The sequence below is a fragment of the Kitasatospora sp. NPDC098663 genome, from assembly GCF_044760075.1.
Lineage (GTDB): Bacteria > Actinomycetota > Actinomycetes > Streptomycetales > Streptomycetaceae > Kitasatospora.
Window position 1 is genome coordinate 80671 of the sequence record NZ_JBIWAP010000034.1, and the last position, 17083, is coordinate 97753.

The 17083-nt window shown below is 75.2% G+C and carries 15 protein-coding genes; 8 read left to right on the forward strand and 7 right to left on the reverse strand.

Annotated features, from left to right (window positions below; all coding sequences use genetic code 11):
- Positions 1-16: 16 nt before the first annotated feature.
- Positions 17-1576, reverse strand: coding sequence for a metallophosphoesterase family protein (locus ACIQVZ_RS30485; RefSeq protein ID WP_350884146.1), 1560 nt, complete (start codon positions 1574-1576; stop codon positions 17-19).
- A 271-nt stretch (positions 1577-1847) separates the two neighbouring features.
- Between ACIQVZ_RS30485 and ACIQVZ_RS30490 the strand changes: the two genes are divergently transcribed.
- The 3 genes from ACIQVZ_RS30490 to ACIQVZ_RS30500 all read left to right on the forward strand — a co-directional run bounded on the left by ACIQVZ_RS30490 (position 1848) and on the right by ACIQVZ_RS30500 (position 4917).
- Positions 1848-2636, forward strand: coding sequence for a phytanoyl-CoA dioxygenase family protein (locus ACIQVZ_RS30490; protein ID WP_350884148.1), 789 nt, complete (start codon positions 1848-1850; stop codon positions 2634-2636).
- Positions 2633-3592, forward strand: a complete 960-nt coding sequence (locus tag ACIQVZ_RS30495; protein WP_402454309.1) for an AraC family transcriptional regulator — start codon at positions 2633-2635, stop codon at positions 3590-3592. The genes ACIQVZ_RS30490 and ACIQVZ_RS30495 overlap by 4 nt, the downstream gene beginning before the upstream one ends.
- A gap of 122 nt (positions 3593-3714) precedes the next feature.
- Entirely contained in the window at positions 3715-4917 is a 1203-nt protein-coding gene (locus tag ACIQVZ_RS30500) for an MFS transporter (protein ID WP_402454311.1), read from the forward strand.
- On the opposite strand, the gene ACIQVZ_RS30505 is transcribed toward ACIQVZ_RS30500, so the two are convergent.
- From ACIQVZ_RS30505 to ACIQVZ_RS30520, 4 genes are all read right to left on the reverse strand, one after another.
- Entirely contained in the window at positions 4884-6911 is a 2028-nt protein-coding gene (locus ACIQVZ_RS30505; RefSeq protein WP_402454312.1) for a heavy metal translocating P-type ATPase, read from the reverse strand. The genes ACIQVZ_RS30500 and ACIQVZ_RS30505 overlap by 34 nt on opposite strands.
- 138 nt (positions 6912-7049) lie before the next feature.
- Complete coding sequence (locus ACIQVZ_RS30510; RefSeq protein ID WP_402454315.1) at positions 7050-8411, reverse strand: MFS transporter; 1362 nt, start codon at positions 8409-8411, stop codon at positions 7050-7052.
- A gap of 137 nt (positions 8412-8548) precedes the next feature.
- Positions 8549-8935, reverse strand: coding sequence for an ArsR/SmtB family transcription factor (locus ACIQVZ_RS30515; RefSeq protein WP_402454318.1), 387 nt, complete (start codon positions 8933-8935; stop codon positions 8549-8551).
- A gap of 90 nt (positions 8936-9025) precedes the next feature.
- Positions 9026-9304, reverse strand: coding sequence for a hypothetical protein (locus ACIQVZ_RS30520; RefSeq protein ID WP_402454319.1), 279 nt, complete (start codon positions 9302-9304; stop codon positions 9026-9028).
- A 474-nt stretch (positions 9305-9778) separates the two neighbouring features.
- On the opposite strand from ACIQVZ_RS30520, the gene ACIQVZ_RS30525 reads away from it, so the two are divergent.
- Complete coding sequence (locus ACIQVZ_RS30525; RefSeq protein ID WP_350887767.1) at positions 9779-10396, forward strand: TetR/AcrR family transcriptional regulator C-terminal ligand-binding domain-containing protein; 618 nt, start codon at positions 9779-9781, stop codon at positions 10394-10396.
- 74 nt (positions 10397-10470) lie between these two features.
- Here ACIQVZ_RS30525 and ACIQVZ_RS30530 read toward each other — a convergent pair whose 3' ends face one another.
- Positions 10471-11283, reverse strand: coding sequence for a slipin family protein (locus ACIQVZ_RS30530; protein WP_350887769.1), 813 nt, complete (start codon positions 11281-11283; stop codon positions 10471-10473).
- A gap of 406 nt (positions 11284-11689) precedes the next feature.
- On the opposite strand from ACIQVZ_RS30530, the gene ACIQVZ_RS30535 reads away from it, so the two are divergent.
- From ACIQVZ_RS30535 to lanL, 3 genes are all read left to right on the forward strand, one after another.
- A complete protein-coding gene (locus ACIQVZ_RS30535; RefSeq protein WP_350887772.1) occupies positions 11690-12352 on the forward strand; it encodes a pyridoxamine 5'-phosphate oxidase family protein in 663 nt (220 codons plus the stop codon).
- Between the two features lie 223 nt (positions 12353-12575).
- A complete protein-coding gene (locus ACIQVZ_RS30540; protein WP_167745841.1) occupies positions 12576-12743 on the forward strand; it encodes an SflA family class IV lanthipeptide in 168 nt (55 codons plus the stop codon).
- Between the two features lie 37 nt (positions 12744-12780).
- Positions 12781-15351, forward strand: coding sequence for a class IV lanthionine synthetase LanL (gene lanL / locus ACIQVZ_RS30545; RefSeq protein ID WP_402454323.1), 2571 nt, complete (start codon positions 12781-12783; stop codon positions 15349-15351).
- 84 nt (positions 15352-15435) lie between these two features.
- Here lanL and ACIQVZ_RS30550 read toward each other — a convergent pair whose 3' ends face one another.
- A complete protein-coding gene (locus ACIQVZ_RS30550; RefSeq protein WP_402454326.1) occupies positions 15436-16278 on the reverse strand; it encodes an alpha/beta fold hydrolase in 843 nt (280 codons plus the stop codon).
- Positions 16279-16371: 93 nt separating this feature from the next.
- On the opposite strand from ACIQVZ_RS30550, the gene ACIQVZ_RS30555 reads away from it, so the two are divergent.
- Positions 16372-16932, forward strand: coding sequence for a helix-turn-helix domain-containing protein (locus ACIQVZ_RS30555; RefSeq protein WP_350887780.1), 561 nt, complete (start codon positions 16372-16374; stop codon positions 16930-16932).
- The last annotated feature ends 151 nt before the right edge of the window (positions 16933-17083 follow it).

Below are 17083 nucleotides of genomic sequence, written 5' to 3' on the forward strand. Positions count from 1 at the left end.
GCGGGCGCGGGCCGGGTCAGCCGCGTTGCACGGTGAACTGGTCCACAGCGGTGCCGTCCTCGGTGATCGAGCGCACCGCCATGCGGGCCGGCTTGCCGGCGGCGGCGGGCGTCACGTCGACCGCCACCAGGCAGTAACCGGTGTAACGGACCCTGGACCAGGTGACCTTGACGGTCTGGTTGTGGCCCGTCGGATCGGCGACCACCATCGGCACGGGGGAGTCGTTCTTCGTCTCGTGCCCGAGGTAGGTGTCGGCGACGGGGAAGGAGTAGACCCCACCGCCACCGCCGCCCGCGACGACGTACGTCGTGCCGTCCTTCAGCGGATTGACGGTGTCTCCGGAGGCGACCTTGCGGGTGGGCTTGCCGGAGCGGATGGGGTCGGTCCGCTCGTAGACGTGGTTGTGGCCGCTGAGCACCAGGTCCACCTGGTACTTGTCGAACAGCGGGGCCCAGTCCTGCTGCGCGCCGAGTTCGGCCCCGTTGTCGTGGCAGGTGGAGTACGTGCACTGGTGCAGGTAGACGACGACGAAGTCGATGGTGGTGTCGGCGCGGAGCGCGGCGAGCCGGCTCTCCAGCCACTTCTTCTGCTTGCCCTTGGTGTAGTTCAGGTTGGCCGCGGTGTTGTAGCAGATGTCGTTGCCGTCGAGGCTGATCAGGCCGACGTTCTGGCAGCGCCACGAGTAGATGCCGGTGGACTGCGCCCAGGCGTTGTCGGGCATCGTGAACCGGGCGCGGACGCCCCCGTAGCCGTCGGCTCCGTACCAGGCCTCCATCTCGTGGTTGCCGATCGCCATCATCCACGGGGTCCGGGCGGCGACGGGTTCGTTCTGCACGAAGAAGGAGTCCCACAGGCGGGCGTCGTAGGGGTCGCTGGTCTTGCCGCTGCCGCCGCTGTTGGCGTACGAGAGGTCGCCCATGTGGAGGTGGAAGGCGGGGTCGAGGCCGGCGATCAGGTTGGCGGTGGCGGCCGCGTTGTACCCGACGCCCTGGTCGCCGAAGGCCGTGAAGGTGAACCCGGTGCCGCGCCCGGGGGCGGGCGCGGTGCGGAAGCTCGCCACGTCGCCGAGCCGGGCGCGCTGCCCCGCGGGGTCGTAGCCCTGGTGGCCGACGACGTAGTAGTACGTGGTGTCCGGGATCAGCTGGTCCACCTGCGCGTGCAGGTAGTACTGGGTGACGGTGGTGGGCTTGACCAGGGGCTGGTCCTCGACCGGGTGCTGCCAGGACAGCTTGCTGACCAGGGTGCGGACCTCGGCGGCGATCGGGGAGCCGAAGTCGCCGGGCTGGAGGCCGATCCGGACGAAGGGGGCGGTCACCGCGCCCGGCACCTGCCAGGAGACGACGACCTGTTGGGAGGGGTCGGCCCCGAAGGCCAGGTGCCGGCCGAAGGGGCGCAGCGCGGACCCGGCGGTCCGGTCGCTGCGGGGTGCGGGGACGGTCGGGGTGTCGAGGGCGGTCGGGCGGGGGGCGGCCTGGGCGGCGCCGGGCAGCAGGAGGCCGCCCGCGGCGAAGGCGGCACCGCCCGCCGCGCTCACGCGCAGGAGGTCGCGCCGGGAGTGCAGTGAGGTATCGGACATGACATCAAGTTAGGAAACATCACTAACCTTTGACAAGAGGACGGACGCGCACGGATTCGTCTGCGCCACAAGCCAGTTGGGGTGCCAGGGCATCGAGGTGACGCTGCCCGGACATCGAGGCGGGGCGCTCCCCGCCTCGGGAGCACCCCCGCCTGCTCGGCCGCAGCCCGGCGAAAGGGACCTGAACGCGCGGGCCGATGTCCGGATTACCCACCGGGCCGTCCGTATCGCCCCTCGGCCCGGCCCGGTCCCCACGCCTACGGTCGAGGCCATGAACGAACCCCTCGGCCCCGACGACCTCGCCGCCTACCACGAGAACGGCTTCCTCCTCGTCAAGAACCTGATCAGCCGACAGGAGGCGGCGGAGATGCGGGAGGAGTGCCACGCCCTGGCCGCCCGCCTCGACTCCGACGCCGACCCGACCTGGGCCAGCGCGCGCACCGTCGCGGGTGCGTCCGCCGGACGCACGGCCCTCAAGCACGCCCACGACGCGCAGTTCCACTCGGCGGCCTTCGCCCGGCTGCTGGTCGACCCCAGGTTCACGGACGTCGCGGCCGCACTGCTCGGCGGGCCCAACCTCCAGTTGCACCACACGAAGATGTTCATCAAGCCACCGGAGACCGGCTCCCCCTTCCCCCTGCACCAGGACCACCCGTTCTTCCCGCACGCCCGGCACACCGTCGCGGCCGCGGTCTTCCACTTCGACGACGCCCCGGAGGAGAAGGGCTGCATCAGGGCCGTCCCCGGCAGCCACCGGCAGGGCCCGCTGCCGCACGTCGAGGACGGCAGCTGGCACCTGTCGCCCGACACCTGGCGGCTCCAGGACGCCCGGCCGTGCCCCGCGGAGGCCGGCGACGTCCTGTTCTTCGGCTACCTCACCGTGCACGGCTCGGGGCTGAACACCTCCGACCAGGCCCGCACCACCTGGCTGGTACAGTTCCGGGACCCTGCGGACCGGCCCACCACGGACGATCACACCTGGTCCCTCGGTCAGGGCATGATGCTGCGGGGCGTCGACCCCACCGCGCGCAGGACGGACGGGGCGGGCGAGCCGAGATGACCGAACTGGCCCGGGCGGGCGCCGCCCTGCCCCTGCTCAACTCCGTGCGGCTGGGCACCACCCTCGCCGGACGACGGGTCGAGTTCGTGGACTGGGGGTTCTACCCGCCCGAGCCATGGCGCAACTACTGGCACAGCCACTCCTACTTCGAGTTCTGCTACGCCTACTCCGGGCGCGGGACGTTCCGGATCGGCGCGCTGGAGCACCCGGTCGGAGCCGGCGAGCTGTTCCTGGCCCGCCCCGGAGATGTCCACGAGATCACCACCGACGCCCGCGACCCGCTCGGCATCGTCTTCTGGTCCTGGACGATGGTCCCCGAACGCGGTCCGCGCGGGGCCGCCGGGCCCGGCTCCCCGGAGACCGCCGCCCTGCTCGACGCCCTCGCGGCCGGTCCGCGCCAGGTCGCCCCGGCCGCCGGAACCCCGCTTCCCCGGCTGTTGGCGACACTCGCCGAAGAGGCTGCGGCTCCGGGGCCGGCCAGCCCCGACCTGCTGGCCGCCCTCGGCCCCGCGCTGGTCCTCACCTGCGCCCGCGTCGTCGCCGACCTGCCGGCCGCCGCGCGCCCGACGCCCGTGCCGGGCGGGCGCGCGGCGGCGGCCGCCGCGCGGATGACCCGCTACCTCGACGACAACTTCGACCGCCCGGTACGGGTACGGGACGTCGCCACCCAGGTCCACCTGAGCGAGCGCCACGCAGCACGGCTCTTCCAGCAGGAGACGGGGTGCACGATCATCGCCTACCTGACCCGCCGACGGCTGGACGTCGCCGCGCAGCGCCTGGCCGATCCCGCGCTGCGCCCGCTGTCCGTCGCGGCCGTCGCCCGCTCCTGCGGCTATGCGGACACCCGGCACTTCAGCACCGCGTTCCGGCGCTACTGGGGAGCGCTCCCGACGCAGGTGCGGGCCGGGGGCGGCACCACCCACGGCCTGTCCGCGGACCGCGGCGCGATCCGGTAGCCGATGGCCGACCGCGCCGGGGGTGGGTGCGGCCGGGGCCGGGCGTCGGTTCCTGGGCGGATCGGCCTATTCGGCCCCGCGAGCCGTGGCTGCGACGGCGACGGCCGCCCTACTGTGGACGAATGACCGATCATCAGACTGCGCGGTCCTTCATGGGCCGGGCGGGCTACCTCGGGGCGGCCGCCGGCTTCGCCGTCTGCATGGCGGGCACCACCCTGCCCACCCCGCTGTACGGGCTGTACCAGGAGCAGATCGGCTTCTCCGAACTGATGGTGACGGTCGTCTTCGCCATCTACGCCTTCGGCGTCATCGGCGTCCTGCTGCTCGTCGGCAACGTCTCCGACTCCGTCGGACGCCGGCCCGTCCTGCTCTGCGGACTGGCACTCGCGGCGTGCAGCGCCGTCGCCTTCCTGGCCGAAGGCGGCCTCCCGCTGCTGGCCCTGGGCCGCCTGCTGTCCGGCCTGTCCGCGGGCCTGTTCACCGGCACCGCCACCGCGTACGTCCTGGAGCTCGCCCCACCCGGGCACCAGGCCCGCGCGGGCTTCGTCGCGACCGCCGCCAACATCGGCGGCCTGGGCTGCGGACCGGTGCTGTCGGGACTGCTCGCCGAGTACACGCCCCACCCCCTGACCCTGCCGTTCGCCGTGCACCTGGTGCTGCTCGCCGCCTCCTTCACCGTCACCCGGCTCCTGCCGGAGACCGTCACCGGCGCCCGCCCGCTGCGCACCGCCCGGCCGCGCCGGCCGTCCCTGCCGCCGGAGGTCCGCGGGGTGTTCGTCCCGGCCGGCCTCGCCGCGTTCGCGGGCTTCTCCCTGCTGGGCGTCTTCACCTCCGTCAGCCCGGCCTTCCTCGCCCAGCGGCTGGGCGTCCACAGCCCGGCCGTCGTCGGCCTGATCGTCTGCACGGCCTTCTTCGCCTCCACCCTCGGCCAGCTCGTGGTGCCCCGGCTGGGCACCGCCCGGGCGATCCCGATCGGCTGCCTGGTGCTCATCGCCGGGCTGGCCCTGATGGCAGGCTCCCTCGCCTGGACGGCCCTGCCGCTGCTGGTGCTCAGCGCCCTGGTGGGCGGCGCCGGCCAGGGCATGGGCCTGCGCGGCGCCGTCGGCGAGATCGCCGCCGCGGCTCCCGCCGAGCACCGCGGCGGCGCCCTGTCGGCGCTCTTCGTGGTCGCCTACTTCGGCATCTCGATCCCGGTGATCGGCATCGGCCTGCTCACCTCGCCGATCGGCCTGGCCCGCGCCGGCCTGGTCTTCACCGCCTGCATGGCCCTGCTCGCCGCCGCCTCCGGCGCCTACCTGCTGCGCCGGGCCCGCACCGGCTCCTGAACCAGCCGCGGCCCGGTGGCGCCCGCGCGCTTCCACGCGCTCTCGCGCAGCAGCCGCAGGCCGTTGAGGCCGACGATGACGGTCGAGCCCTCGTGGCCGAGGACGCCGAGCGGCAGGGGCAGGGTGGCGACCAGGTCCCACACGACCAGGCCGGAGATGAACACCGAGGCGATCACCAGGTTCTGGACGACCAGCCGCCGGGCCGCCCGGGACAGCGCGATCACCGTGGGGACGGTCGCGAGTTCGTCGCGGACGACGACCGCGTCGGCGGTCTCCAGCGCCAGGTCGGAGCCCGCCCGGCCCATCGCGATGCCGGTGTGGGCGGCGGCGAGGGCGGGGGCGTCGTTGACGCCGTCGCCGATCACCAGCACCTTGCGCCCGGCCCTCTCCTGCTCCCGGACGGCGGCGACCTTGTCCTGGGGGAGCAGCCCGGCGCGGACGTCGGTGATGCCGACCTCGGCGGCGAGGCGGGCGGCGGCGCGCGGGTTGTCGCCGGTCACCAGCACCGGCGCGGCGCCGGTCAGGGCCGCCAGGGCGGTGACGGTGGCGGCGGCGTCGGGGCGCAGGCGGTCGGCGACGCCGAGCACGCCGACCGGGACGCCGTCGCGCCGGACCAGGACGGCGGTGCGCCCGTCGCGCTCCAGCCCCTCGGCGACGGCGGTGGCCTGCGCCTCGGGGGAGGGCGCGTGGTCGGCGCCGTCGAGGAGCCGGGCGGGGGCGCCGACCGCGATGACGGCACCGGAGACGGTCGCGGTCACCCCGACGCCGGGGGTGGAGGCGAAGCCCTCGGCGACCGGCAGGTCGAGGCCGCGCCGGCGGGCGGCGTCGACCACCGCGCGGGCCAGCGGGTGCTCGCTGGGGTGCTCGGCGGCGGCCGCCAGGGTCAGCAGTTCGTCCTCGTCCAGGCCGCTGCCGGCGAGGGGGAGCAGGCCGGTGATCCGGGGGGTGCCCTCGGTGAGGGTGCCGGTCTTGTCCAGCGCGACCGCGTCGACCTGCCCGAGCCGCTCCATCACGACGGCGGACTTGACCAGGACGCCGTGACGGCCGGCGTTGGCGATCGCGGACAGCAGCGGCGGCATGGTGGCCAGCACCACGGCGCAGGGCGAGGCGACGATCATGAAGGTCATCGCCCGCAGCAGCGAGCCGGTCACGGCGGCCCCGAAGGCCAGCGGGACGAGGAAGACGGCGAGGGTCGCGAAGACCATGCCCAGGGAGTAGCGCTGCTCGACCCTCTCGATGAACAGCTGGGTGGGGGCCTTGGTCTCCGAGGCCTCCTCGACCATGGCGACGATCCGGGCGATCACCGAGTCGGAGGCGTCGCGCTCGACCTTCACGCGCAGGGCGCCGGTGCCGTTCAGGGTGACGGCGAAGACCTCGTCGCCCTGCTGCTTGGCGGCCGGCAGCGGCTCGCCGGTGATGGTGGCCTGGTCGATCTCGCTCGCGCCGTCCAGGACGCGGCCGTCGGCGCCGACGCGCTCGCCGGGGCGGATCAGGATGGTGTCGCCGACCACCAGGTCCTCGGTGGCGACGGTCTCCTCGCCGCCGTTGTCCAGCAGGCGGGTGGCGGTGGTGGGGGCGAGGTCGAGCAGGCCGCGCACCGAGTCCTGGGTGCGGGCGGTGGCCAGCGCCTCCAGCGCGCCGGAGGTGGCGAAGATGACGATCAGCAGCGCGCCGTCCATCACCTGCCCGATCGAGGCCGCGCCGATCGCGGCGACGATCATCAGCAGGTCGACGTCGAGGGTCTTCTCGCGCAGCGCCCGGAGGCCGGCCCAGCCGGGCTCCCAGCCGCCGGTGACGTAGGCGATCGCGTACAGCGGCCCCCAGGCCCAGGCCGGGGCGCCGGTCAGCTGGAGCGGCAGGGCGGTCAGGAAGGCGACGGTCGCGGCGGCGGCCCAGCGGGCCTCGGTCAGCGCGAAGACGCGCGTACGGCGCTTGGGAGCGGCGCCGCCGCGCGGGGCTGCGGCGGCTGGGCGCTCGGTGAGGGTTGCGGACATGGCTGTGGTGTTCCTCCACGCGGACACGACGGGGCGACGCGTCGACCATACAGGAATACATGAACAGCTCTTCATTTATTCCCGCTGGATTGACCCTCCCGGGTGATGGAGTCGTCGCCCCCGCCGGGCAGGCCCTGGCTAGTTGGCCCGCGCGGTGAGGCCCTGCGGCCAGTGGCGGTGGTACTGGTCGATGACGTAGTCGTGGCCGTGGAGCCAGCCGTCCGCGGCCGGGTGGGCGTCGGTGAGGTGGGGGTGGCCCGGGGGCAGGTCGGCGTGGACGTGGTCGAGCCTGGCGGGGTCGCGGGCGGGCCAGATCGCGGTGGCGGCGGTGGCGGCGAGCAGAGCGACGGCACCGAGGACGACGGCCGTCACCGGGAGACCGGCGCCGGCGGCGAGCCAGCCGGCGAGGGGGTAGGTGAGCAGCCAGCAGCTGTGCGAGAGGGAGAACTGCGCGGCGAAGGCGGCCGGCAGGTCCGCGTCGGCGGCGGAGCGGCGGATCAGGCGCCCGCCCGGCGTGAGGACGGCGGAACAGGCGGCGCCGATCGCGGCCCAGGACGCCAGCAGTGCGCCCCAGGACCAGCCGCCCGGGGCTGCGGCGGTGACGGCGGCGACGGCGGCCAGGACGGCGGGGAGCGCGAAGGCGGCCGGGAGCATGACGGCGCGGTCGGAGAGCCGCCGCAGGAGCCGGGGCAGGAGCAGGGCGGTCAGCATGGAGCCGGCTCCGTAGGCGCCCAGGGCGAGCGAGACCGCGCCCGCCGGGCGGTGGAAGTGCTCGCGGACCGCGACGACGGTGTCGACGAAGACGATCGCCCCGGCGGCGGCGACCGCGAGGTCGAGCGCGAGCAGGGCCCGCAGGCGCGGGGTGGCCCAGAACAGGCGGGCGCCGAAGGCGGCCTTGGCGTAGGCGCCGCCGGTCCGCTCGACGGGGGCGGGCTTGGGCAGGGCGACGGAGACGACCAGGGTGGCGGAGGCGAGGAAGCCCGCGGTGGTGCCGGTGAACAGCCAGGTGTACGGGACGAGGGCGAGCAGGCCCGCAGCGAGCGCGGGGCTGAACAGGGACTCCAGGTCGTAGGCCAGGCGGGACATCGACAGCGCCTGGGTGTAGTCCCGTTCGGCCGGCAGGACCTCGGGGATGGTGGCCTGGAAGGCCGGGGTGAAGGCGGCCGAGGCGGCCTGGAGCAGGAGGATCAGGACGTAGATCTGCCAGGCCTGGCCGACGAACGGCAGGGCGAGCGCGACGGCGGCACGGGTGAGGTCCATCGCCACCAGCAGCGTTCGGCGCGGAATGCGGTCGGCGAGGGCGCCGACCACCGGTGCGACGGCCACGTAGGCGACCATCTTGACGGCCAGCGCGGTGCCGAGGACGGCCGGGGCGTCGGCACCGGCGATGTCGTAGGCGAGCAGGCTCAGCGCCACGGTGGCCAGGCCCGTGCCCACCAGGGCGATGACCTGGGCTGCGAACAGGTGGCGGTAGGTGCGGTTGCGCAGTGTGGACAGCATCGGCCCCGTCCCGGTCGGCGGCGTGGTGCGGCGGCACCATCGTAGCCAATACGTGCACACGTGTGCACGTATTGGCTACGATGGTGCCGCCCTCGCCGTCCTCCTGGTCCTGGTCTGCGGGGGCGGGAGCGGGTGGGTCAGTCGTGCGGCGGCAGGGAGCCGATCTGGTGGTCGGCGACGTTCAGTGCCTCGTCGACCAGGCGCCGAAGGTGTCCGTGGCGCAGCGAGTAGACGACGCGGCGGCCGTCCCTGCGCGTGGTGACCAGGCCCGCGAGGCGGAGCTTCGCGAGGTGCTGGCTGACGGACGTGCGCGGGGCCCCGCACGCCTCGATGAGGGAGGTGACGTCGGCCTCGCCCGCGCCGAGCCGGTGCAGCAGCGCGAGCCGGGTGCGGTCCGCGAGCAGGGCGAGGACGGACGCGGCGACGTCCAGCCGCTCGCCGCCGTCCTGTCCCTGCCCCTGCCCCTGCCCCTGCCCCTGCTCCTGCGAGCCGTGTGCAGCTGCCAGGTCGGTGCTTGTGCTCATGTGCCCATCGTAGGTCGGCGTGAGCTCGATGCGTGCACGCGTGCGCACGTGATGGCCCCGTGCTGTCGGGGCCGCCGGAGAGGACCCGGTTCAGCGGCCGGGGCCCCAGCGGGCTTCGAGCCGGCGGGCGCCGTCGGGGGCGGTGACGGCCCGCCGACTGGCCCGCATCCGCACCGTGCGGCGGGCGGCGCCGGTGCCGCTGGAGGCGGTCGGCGCGCCCACGGCCTGGAGCACGGAGTTGTCCAGGGGGCTGTCGGCGAGCCTGCGCACGATCGCGGACAGGGCCGCGGCGACCGGGCCTCGCGCCGGTGCGGCGAGCGCCGCGGCGGGGAGGGGGTGGCGGCGGTGGAAGGCGCCGAGAACGGCCACGGGGACCTCACCTTCGTTGACGTATCGTCCGACACGGCGGATCGATCGGGTGGCGACTGGGGGTGCTCCGGAGGTCGGTGACGGGGCGCTGGGCCCGCGTCAGCCGGGCGGGGACGGGTCCGAGCCTAGGTCGCGGACCCCCGGGGGGCGGGCGATCCTGACGCCCCCTTGACTGCGCGGGCGTCGTCACTGACGGTGTCCTGACGGCGGCCCCGCGTGTCGACGGCCTGCGGCCCGGAAGCGATCGCGCTCCGGCGGGCGGCCGCGTCGCGCGGGCGAGGGGAGGGAGAACCATGGCAGGCCGGTCAGACGGCGCCCGCGCGGTCCGCGACGGCCGGGGGGCGAACGATTGGGACGGGACGGGTTCGTTCACTAACATCGACAGTGGCCCTGGATATAGGGAACACATCCGTTCATTACGGACAGCCGGTGAACGGGCGTGTCGAGAGGTGGAACCGAAGAAGGTGCGCAGCCATGCCCGCTGAACCCGCAGTCGCGCGCGGACCGGCGACGGGCGCCCCGCTCCGCAGGCGCGGCGAGGCGCTGGAGAACGCCATCTTCGAGGCCGCCCTCCAGCAGCTCACCGCCGACGGCTACGCCCGGCTCACCATGGAGGGGGTCGCCGCCGCCGCGCAGACCGGCAAGGCCGCGCTCTACCGGCGCTGGCCCTCGAAGGAGGAACTGGTCAAGGACGCGCTGCGCGCCTGCCTGCCCCCGGCCGGCCCGCCGCCCGACACCGGCGGCCTGCGCGGGGACCTGCTGGAGGTGGTGACCAGGCTGCGCGCGGCGATGCTGAGCGAGTCCGGGGCCGCCGTGCGGGCCATCATGGGCGAGCTGGACCGGCAGCGGGCCCACACCTTCCTGGCGATCGTGCTGGAGCGGGTGGTGGAGCCCACCGCCGCGCTGATCGCCGAGGTGCTCGCCCGCGGTGCCACCCGGGGCGAGGTCCGCCCCGGGTCCGTCACCCCGCTGGTCACCGACGTCGTCCCGGCGCTGATGCTGTACCGGATCAAGATGTGCGGCGGCGCGTCGGAGCAGCTCGACCCGGCGGAGATCGTCGACGAGGTGCTGCTGCCGATCGTCCGTCCGTGACGGGCGGTCGGGCCGGTGGCTGACGGCCGGTCAGGGGTGGGCCCCGGACCGGCCGTGGTCGTGCGGGCGGGCCGTCAGTCGGCGTCGGACGGCGCCTGGGCCGGGACGGCGGGCGCGGGCGCGGAGCCCGCCTCGGCGGCCCGGGCGGCGGAGGCCTCGAAGAAGCGCAGCAGCTCCACCGGGAACGGCAGCACCAGCGTCGAGTTCTTCTCCGCCGCGACCTCCACCACCGTCTGCAGCAGCCGCAGCTGCATCGCCGCCGGGGTCTCGGACATCGTGACAGCGGCCTCGGCGAGCTTGGCGGCGGCCTGGAACTCGCCGTCCGCGGTGATGATCCGGGCCCGGCGCTCGCGGTCGGCCTCCGCCTGGCGGGCCATCGAGCGCTTCATCGAGTCGGGCAGGCTGACGTCCTTGATCTCCACCCGGTCGATGTGCACGCCCCACCCGGTGGCCGGGCTCTCCAGCATGACCTCCAGCCCCTGGTGCAGGTTCTCCCGGCCGGAGAGCAGGTCGTCCAGCTCGCTCTTGCCGATGATCGAGCGCAGCGAGGTCTGGGCGACCTGAAGCATCGCGAAGGAGTAGTTCTGGACGTCCACCGTGGCCTTGACCGGCTCGACGACGCGGAAGTACAGCACGGCGTCGACGCTGACGGAGACGTTGTCCTTGGTGATGCCCTCCTGGGCGGGCACCGGCATGGTGACGACCTGGACGTTGACCTTGCGCATCCGGTCGACCACCGGCACCAGCAGGGTGAGGCCCGGCTGGCGGACCTGCTCGCGCACCCGGCCGAGGCGGAACACCACACCGCGCTCGTACTGCTGCACCACCCGCACGCCGGTGATCAGCCAGAACAGCGCCAGCACGACGACGAGAACGACTATTGCCACGTTCGTCCGACCTTCCCCGCAGCGGCGCAGCCCGGGCCGGGTCCGGAACGGGCCCTGTCGCGCGGGTGCGAGCCGCGCAGGACAGTATGCGCCCCGGCAGTGGGGATCGACAGCCGCGTGCGCCGGGGATCCTGACGGGCCGTCCGCTCCGTCGGCCCGGCCGGTCGGCGACGTCGGGAACGGGGCCGACCGGCGGCCGTCCGGACCGTGCCGTCGCGGGGTGAGGACGCCGCCCGACCCGGCCGCCGCCCGCCGCGCGCCGACACGCACGGCGCCCCGCCGTTCCTCGACTTGGCGCATGCCGGGCGCTTGGATGGATCCGGCCTGGTCACCGCCCGGACACGACCCGGGACACGCCCCCGGGCGCGACCCAGGGCACCCGCCGGCAAGCCGAGGAGCCACCACCGTGAACGACACCCCTGACGCCGTCGACCAGGACGAACCCGCCGCCGTGGCCGGCCGGATCGCCGAGCGGCGCGAACAACTCGGCCTCAGCGAGGACGACCTCGCCCACCAGGCGGCCATGGCCCCCCGCTACCTCCACTACCTGCTCAAGGCCGGACCGGACTTCGACCCCGGCGGTTTCGTCCGGATCGCCGCCGCACTCGGCCTCAGCCGCGGCGAACTGCTCGAAGGCCGCGCCGACGCCCCGCCCGGCCAGGGCGGCCCCGGCCCGCACCCGCGGCTGCTCGGCCTCACCGAACCCGAGTGCTGGGAGCTGATCGGCACCCACGGCGTAGGCCGCATCGCCCTGCCGCTCCAGCCGGGCCCGGTCGTCGTCCCCGTCAACTACGTCGTCGACGACCGCACCGTCGCCTACCGCACCACCGAGCGCGGTGCCCCGCCCGAGGGCACCTCGCTCTCCTTCCAGATCGACCACATCGACGAGTACCTCGGCCGGGGCTGGAGCGTCCTCCTCCTCGGCACCGCCCACCACGTGCACGACCCCGCCGCCCTGAACCACCTGGCCGGCCTCCCCGGCGCCATCCCCTGGGCCGGCGGCGACCGGACCTGCTGGATCCGGATCAGCCCGGACGAGATCACCGGCCGCCGCCTGGTCAGCGACTGAACGGTCCGTTCCGGTCGCCGGGAATCGCGGTGCCGAGCGGCCGAGTCGGCGGTGTCGTACCTCTGTCGCGGACCGGGCGGCGTGGCTAGCATGAGGCGCCAACCGCAAGGAACACCGGCCCAGGCCCCCTCTCGCGGGTCACGTCGGATCAGCGTGCCCAGGTGTCCCGCGCGCCCGGCGTGATCCGCGAGAGCAGGTCCAACCCCCAAGGGAGGAACCACCCATGAGCGCAGTGGTGACCGAGATCCGCGACGCAGGCCTGCTGGACATCGACGAGGACGCCATCGTCTTCGAGGACGAGCACGACGCGGACCTCGCCCCGGTCGCGTGTCTCGCCGACCCGTGGGTCACCTACGTTCCGACGCGCTTCGACTGCGCCGTGGACTGCTGACCCGTACCGAGGAAGCGGCCCGGGGGAGGGCGGACCGATGACCACACCAGCCGACCCCGGCTCCGCCGAGGCACTGCGCCGCCGGGTCGCCGACCTGGCGGCCGCCGCCCCCGGCCCGCGCCGCCCGCTGCACACCGACGGGCACTGGTGGTACCTCCAGGACCCGCGGATGCCGGCGCGCGCCCACGGCTGGAAGCTCCACCTGTCCGCCCGGCAGGGCCGACTCCCGCAGCTGCTGGACGCGGTGGTCCCGATCCTGCTGCGCCGCACCTGCGACGCGAAGTTCGCGGCGGGCGCGGCCGTGCTGCGGGAGCTCAACAGCGGTCTGCGCGGCCCCGCGGCCGTGGGCAAGGCCGTCACGGTCTACCCGGACGAGGCGGACCTCGTCGCGCTGGGAACGGAGTTGGCCCGGGCGCTGGCCGGCTGGGCCGGGCCCCGGGTGGTGAGTGACCGCCGGCTCCGGCCGGACGCGCCGGTCTACTACCGCTACGGGCTGTTCCGGGTCACGGACGACGGCGCCGAGTACGGCATGACCGGCCCGGACGGGTCGGTCTTCCCCGGCCTGGCCGAAGCCCGCTACCGCCAACCGCCGTGGGCGAGCGACCCGTTCACGCCCGTCGCGGCCGCCGCCCGGCCGTCGACCCGGGTCGGCGAGGGCCTGTACCGGATCACCGCCGGGATCACCCGCTCGCCGAACGGCCACGTCTACCGCGCGGTCGAACTCGCCACCGGGCGCGAGGTGGTGGTCAAACAGGCCCGCGCCCACGTCGGCGAGGACGGCGCGGGCACCGACGCGCGCGGCCGGCTACGGCACGAACGCCGGGTGCTCACCGCCCTGGCCGGGGTGCCCGGGGTGCCGGCGCTGGTCGACTACTTCCGGCACGGCGCCGACGACTACCTGGTCAGCGGCGCGTGCGGGCCGCGCGACCTGCGCCGCGACGTCCTCGCCGCGGGCCCGTACGACCCGCGGCCGGGCACCGGCGGGCGCGACTGGTGGGAGCTGGCACGCGGACTGCTGCGGATCCTGGACGCGGTGCACGCGCGCGGCGTGGTGGTCTGCGACCTGAAACCCGCGAACGTGGTGCTCGACGCCGCCGGCCGCTGCTCGCTGGTCGACTTCGGCGTCAGCGCCCTCGACGGCGCCCGCCCGCCAGGGGCCACGGCGGGCTACGGGCTGCCCGGCGCCACCGGGGCCGACCTCACCGAGGACTACTACGCGCTGGGCACCACGCTCCACCACGCCCTCACCGGCCTCGACCCGGTGGTGATCGACCCCGATCCGGCGATCAACCGCGACCGCACCCTGGCCTGTCTGCGCGCGGCCTTTCCCGTCCCTTCGGACCCGGCGGATGCAGCGGTGGCCCTGGTCGCGGGCCTGGTGAGCCCGGACCGGGACCGGCGCTCGGCGGCCGCCGCCGGCCTGCGGGAGGGGAGGCCGCCCGGCCGCTCCCCGGCACGGCGCTCGGCCGGGCCGCGCCGGGCCCCGCTCGACGAGGCCGTCGACCACACCGTCGGCACCTGCGTGCGGATGGCCCGCGAACTGGTCGCCACCGACCCGCGCGCGGGCGAACCCCGCACCCTGCTGTCGCTCTACGACGGCGCCGCCGGCCTCGGCCTCGAACTGCTGGAGCACGCGGACCGCCCCGACGCCCGGGCCGCCGCCACCGCCCTGGCCGACTGGACGGCCGCCCACCCGGCGCTCGACCGCCTCGACGGCTCGCTCTACCAGGGCCGGGCGGGCGCGGACCTGTTCCTCGCCCGGGCCGCCGCCACCCTCGGCACGGAGCCGCCCAGTACGGAGCCGTCCAGTACGGAGCCGTTCGGCCTTGAGTCGCCGTACGTCCGCCGCCACGAGCCCGCCGGGACCGACCAGATCGCCGGGGCGGCCGGGCTCGGCACCGCCCACCTGCTGCTCGCCGCCCTCGGCCGGGACACCGACCGGCACCTCGCGGCGGCCGCCGCGTGCGCCACGGCACTGACCGCCCGGCCCCTCGACGATCCCGGCGAGGAGCCCAACCCCGGTACCGCCGCCCTCGCCGAGGGCTTCGCGCACGGCCGCGCGGGCATCGCCCACTTCCTCCTCGCCCGGCCCGACGAGGCCTCCCGCCGGACCGCCCGCCGCATCGTCGACGGACTCGCCGCCGACCTCCCCCGCCTCAGCGCGGACGCCCTGCGGCCGGGGGCCACCCGCCGCTACCTCTCCTGGTGCCGGGGTCTGGCCGGCCTCGGCACCGTCCTCGTCCAGGCCGGGATCCAGTACGGCGACGACGCTCTCCTCGCCCTGGCCGCCGACGCGGCCGACACCTGCCGGACGCTCGCCCCGCGCACCGCCCTGGTGGTTCGCTGCTGCGGCCTGGCCGGAGTCGGCGACCTCCTCGTGGACCTCGCCACGGCCACCGGCGACCCCCGCCACTGGCAGGCGGCGGAGCAACTGGCGGCCCTGCTCCTCACCCGCGCCGGCGGGCCGGCGGGCCGCCCGGTCTTCCCCGGCGGCGACCCGACCGCCGAGTCCCGCGCCTGGGCGGTCGGGACACCAGGAGTGCTGACCTTCCTGCGCAGGCTGTCCCGGCGCGGCGGACCGGTGCCCGGACTGCTGCCGCCGGCCTGAACCGGTCGAGGTCGGCGATGGGGTCGGACAGGCGGACGGGCGGACGTTCTGCGGCTGGTCGACCGGCGCCCGGTGGCCCACCGCTCAGCTGCGGTCGAGGAGTTCGATGATCCGGGCGGTGACCACGTCCGGCCGCTCGCCCTGGATGAAGTGGCCGGCGTCGACGGTCTCGTAGCGGCCGTCGGGGAGGGTGTCGGTCCAGCGGCGCTGGTGTTCCTGGAGGGCGGGGTGGGTGCGCTCGCCGCCCCGGTGGGGGCGGTCGGCGGACAGCAGGACGGTCGGGCATCCGGGGGGTGCCGGGGGTTCGGCGCGCAGCCGGGGGACGGCGGCTGCGACGGCACGGAACTCGCGGCGGGTCTGGGCGAGGCCAGCCGGGACGAAGTCCTCGGCGAGCATGGTCTCGTAGGTGTCGGTGGGGAAGACCCGGCGGGCGGTGCCGCTGAGTAGGCGGGCCACCAGGCGGCTGCGGACCAGGGGTTGGCCGATGGCGAGCGTGCGGTCGACGCGCCGGGCGATCTGGCCGATGGCGTCGAAGGCGGGCGCGGTCTCCGGTGTGGTGTCGACCATCAGGATGCCGCGCAGCCGGGGCGCGAGGCGCTGGTAGGCGAGGCGGGCGACCAGGCCGCCCATGCTGTGGGCGACCAGGACGAACCGGTCGGGGACGACGGCCTCGACGAGGGCGACCAAGTCGGCTGCCAGGTCGTCGAGGTCGAGCGGGGCGTCGGTGCGGGCGCTGCGGCCGAAACCGGCCCGGTCGTAGGCGATCAGCCGGGCGCGGGTCGCGAGCAGCGGCAGGACCGGGTCCCAGGAGACGCGGCCGAGGCCCTGGCCCGATTCGAAGAGCACGACGTCCGTGCCGTGGCCGGACTCCTCGACGTAGATTGACCGCCCGTTGACGGTGATGGCCCGCCCGTTCGTTCGGCGCATGGTGGTTCCCCCCTGGGTCCCGGCGCCCGGGTCGTCTCCCGGGCTCACTGTTTTCATCTTTGATAAAGGTAGCGGATGTGAAATCGTAGGGCAATGGACCTCGACGCGGTAGACCTCCTCCTCCATCCGGTGCGCCTGCGCGTGGTGCACGCCCTCGCCGGCGGGCAGGTGCTCACCACCTCGCAGCTGTGCGAGCGGCTGTCCGGCGTGTCGAAGGTGACGGTGTACCGGCACGTCGCGCTGCTCGCCGAGGCCGGCTTCCTGGAGGTCGCCGAGGAGCGCCGGGTGCGCGGCGCCGTCGAGCGGCACTACCGGCTGCGCGAGGACCGCCCGGTCGTGGACGCCGCCGCGGCCGCCGCGATGACGCGGAAGGACCACCGCCGGGGCTTCGCCGCCGCGATGGCCGTCCTGATCGCCGAGTTCAACGCCTACCTCGACCGCGAGGACGCCGACCCGGCCGCCCAGGGGGTGGCCTACCGGCAGGGCACGTTCTGGCTCGACCCGGCGGAACTCGCCGAGTTCGGCGGCGAGTTGCGTGCCGTCCTGGAGCCCCGGTTGGCGAACGGGCCGGGGCCGGGCCGGGAGCCGTACCTGCTCAGCCCGATCCTCTTCCCCGCCGCGCCGCCGGCCGTCGACACGCCCCCGGCGCAGTAGCGCGAAACGGCGGCGGGCCCGGAGGCGCCCCGGGCGGAACGGGCCCCCCCCGTTAGCGCCGGGGGGGGGCCCCGGCCGGGCGGCGCGGGGGGCTGGGGCGCCCGCGGCCGGGGGGGGCGCGCCCGGGCCGGCGTCGGCCGGCACGGGCGCC

What these genes read in the sequence shown, in the direction of transcription:
- ACIQVZ_RS30485 (WP_350884146.1), bottom strand. Translation starts at nt 1,576, where the DNA reads ATGTCCGATACCTCACTGCACTCCCGGCGCGACCTCCTGCGCGTGAGC.
- ACIQVZ_RS30490 (WP_350884148.1), top strand. Translation starts at nt 1,848, where the DNA reads ATGAACGAACCCCTCGGCCCCGACGACCTCGCCGCCTACCACGAGAAC.
- ACIQVZ_RS30495 (WP_402454309.1), top strand. Translation starts at nt 2,633, where the DNA reads ATGACCGAACTGGCCCGGGCGGGCGCCGCCCTGCCCCTGCTCAACTCC.
- ACIQVZ_RS30500 (WP_402454311.1), top strand. Translation starts at nt 3,715, where the DNA reads ATGACCGATCATCAGACTGCGCGGTCCTTCATGGGCCGGGCGGGCTAC.
- ACIQVZ_RS30505 (WP_402454312.1), bottom strand. Translation starts at nt 6,911, where the DNA reads ATGTCCGCAACCCTCACCGAGCGCCCAGCCGCCGCAGCCCCGCGCGGC.
- ACIQVZ_RS30510 (WP_402454315.1), bottom strand. Translation starts at nt 8,411, where the DNA reads ATGCTGTCCACACTGCGCAACCGCACCTACCGCCACCTGTTCGCAGCC.
- ACIQVZ_RS30515 (WP_402454318.1), bottom strand. Translation starts at nt 8,935, where the DNA reads ATGAGCACAAGCACCGACCTGGCAGCTGCACACGGCTCGCAGGAGCAG.
- ACIQVZ_RS30525 (WP_350887767.1), top strand. Translation starts at nt 9,779, where the DNA reads ATGCCCGCTGAACCCGCAGTCGCGCGCGGACCGGCGACGGGCGCCCCG.
- ACIQVZ_RS30540 (WP_167745841.1), top strand. Translation starts at nt 12,576, where the DNA reads ATGAGCGCAGTGGTGACCGAGATCCGCGACGCAGGCCTGCTGGACATC.
- lanL (WP_402454323.1), top strand. Translation starts at nt 12,781, where the DNA reads ATGACCACACCAGCCGACCCCGGCTCCGCCGAGGCACTGCGCCGCCGG.
- ACIQVZ_RS30550 (WP_402454326.1), bottom strand. Translation starts at nt 16,278, where the DNA reads ATGCGCCGAACGAACGGGCGGGCCATCACCGTCAACGGGCGGTCAATC.
- ACIQVZ_RS30555 (WP_350887780.1), top strand. Translation starts at nt 16,372, where the DNA reads ATGGACCTCGACGCGGTAGACCTCCTCCTCCATCCGGTGCGCCTGCGC.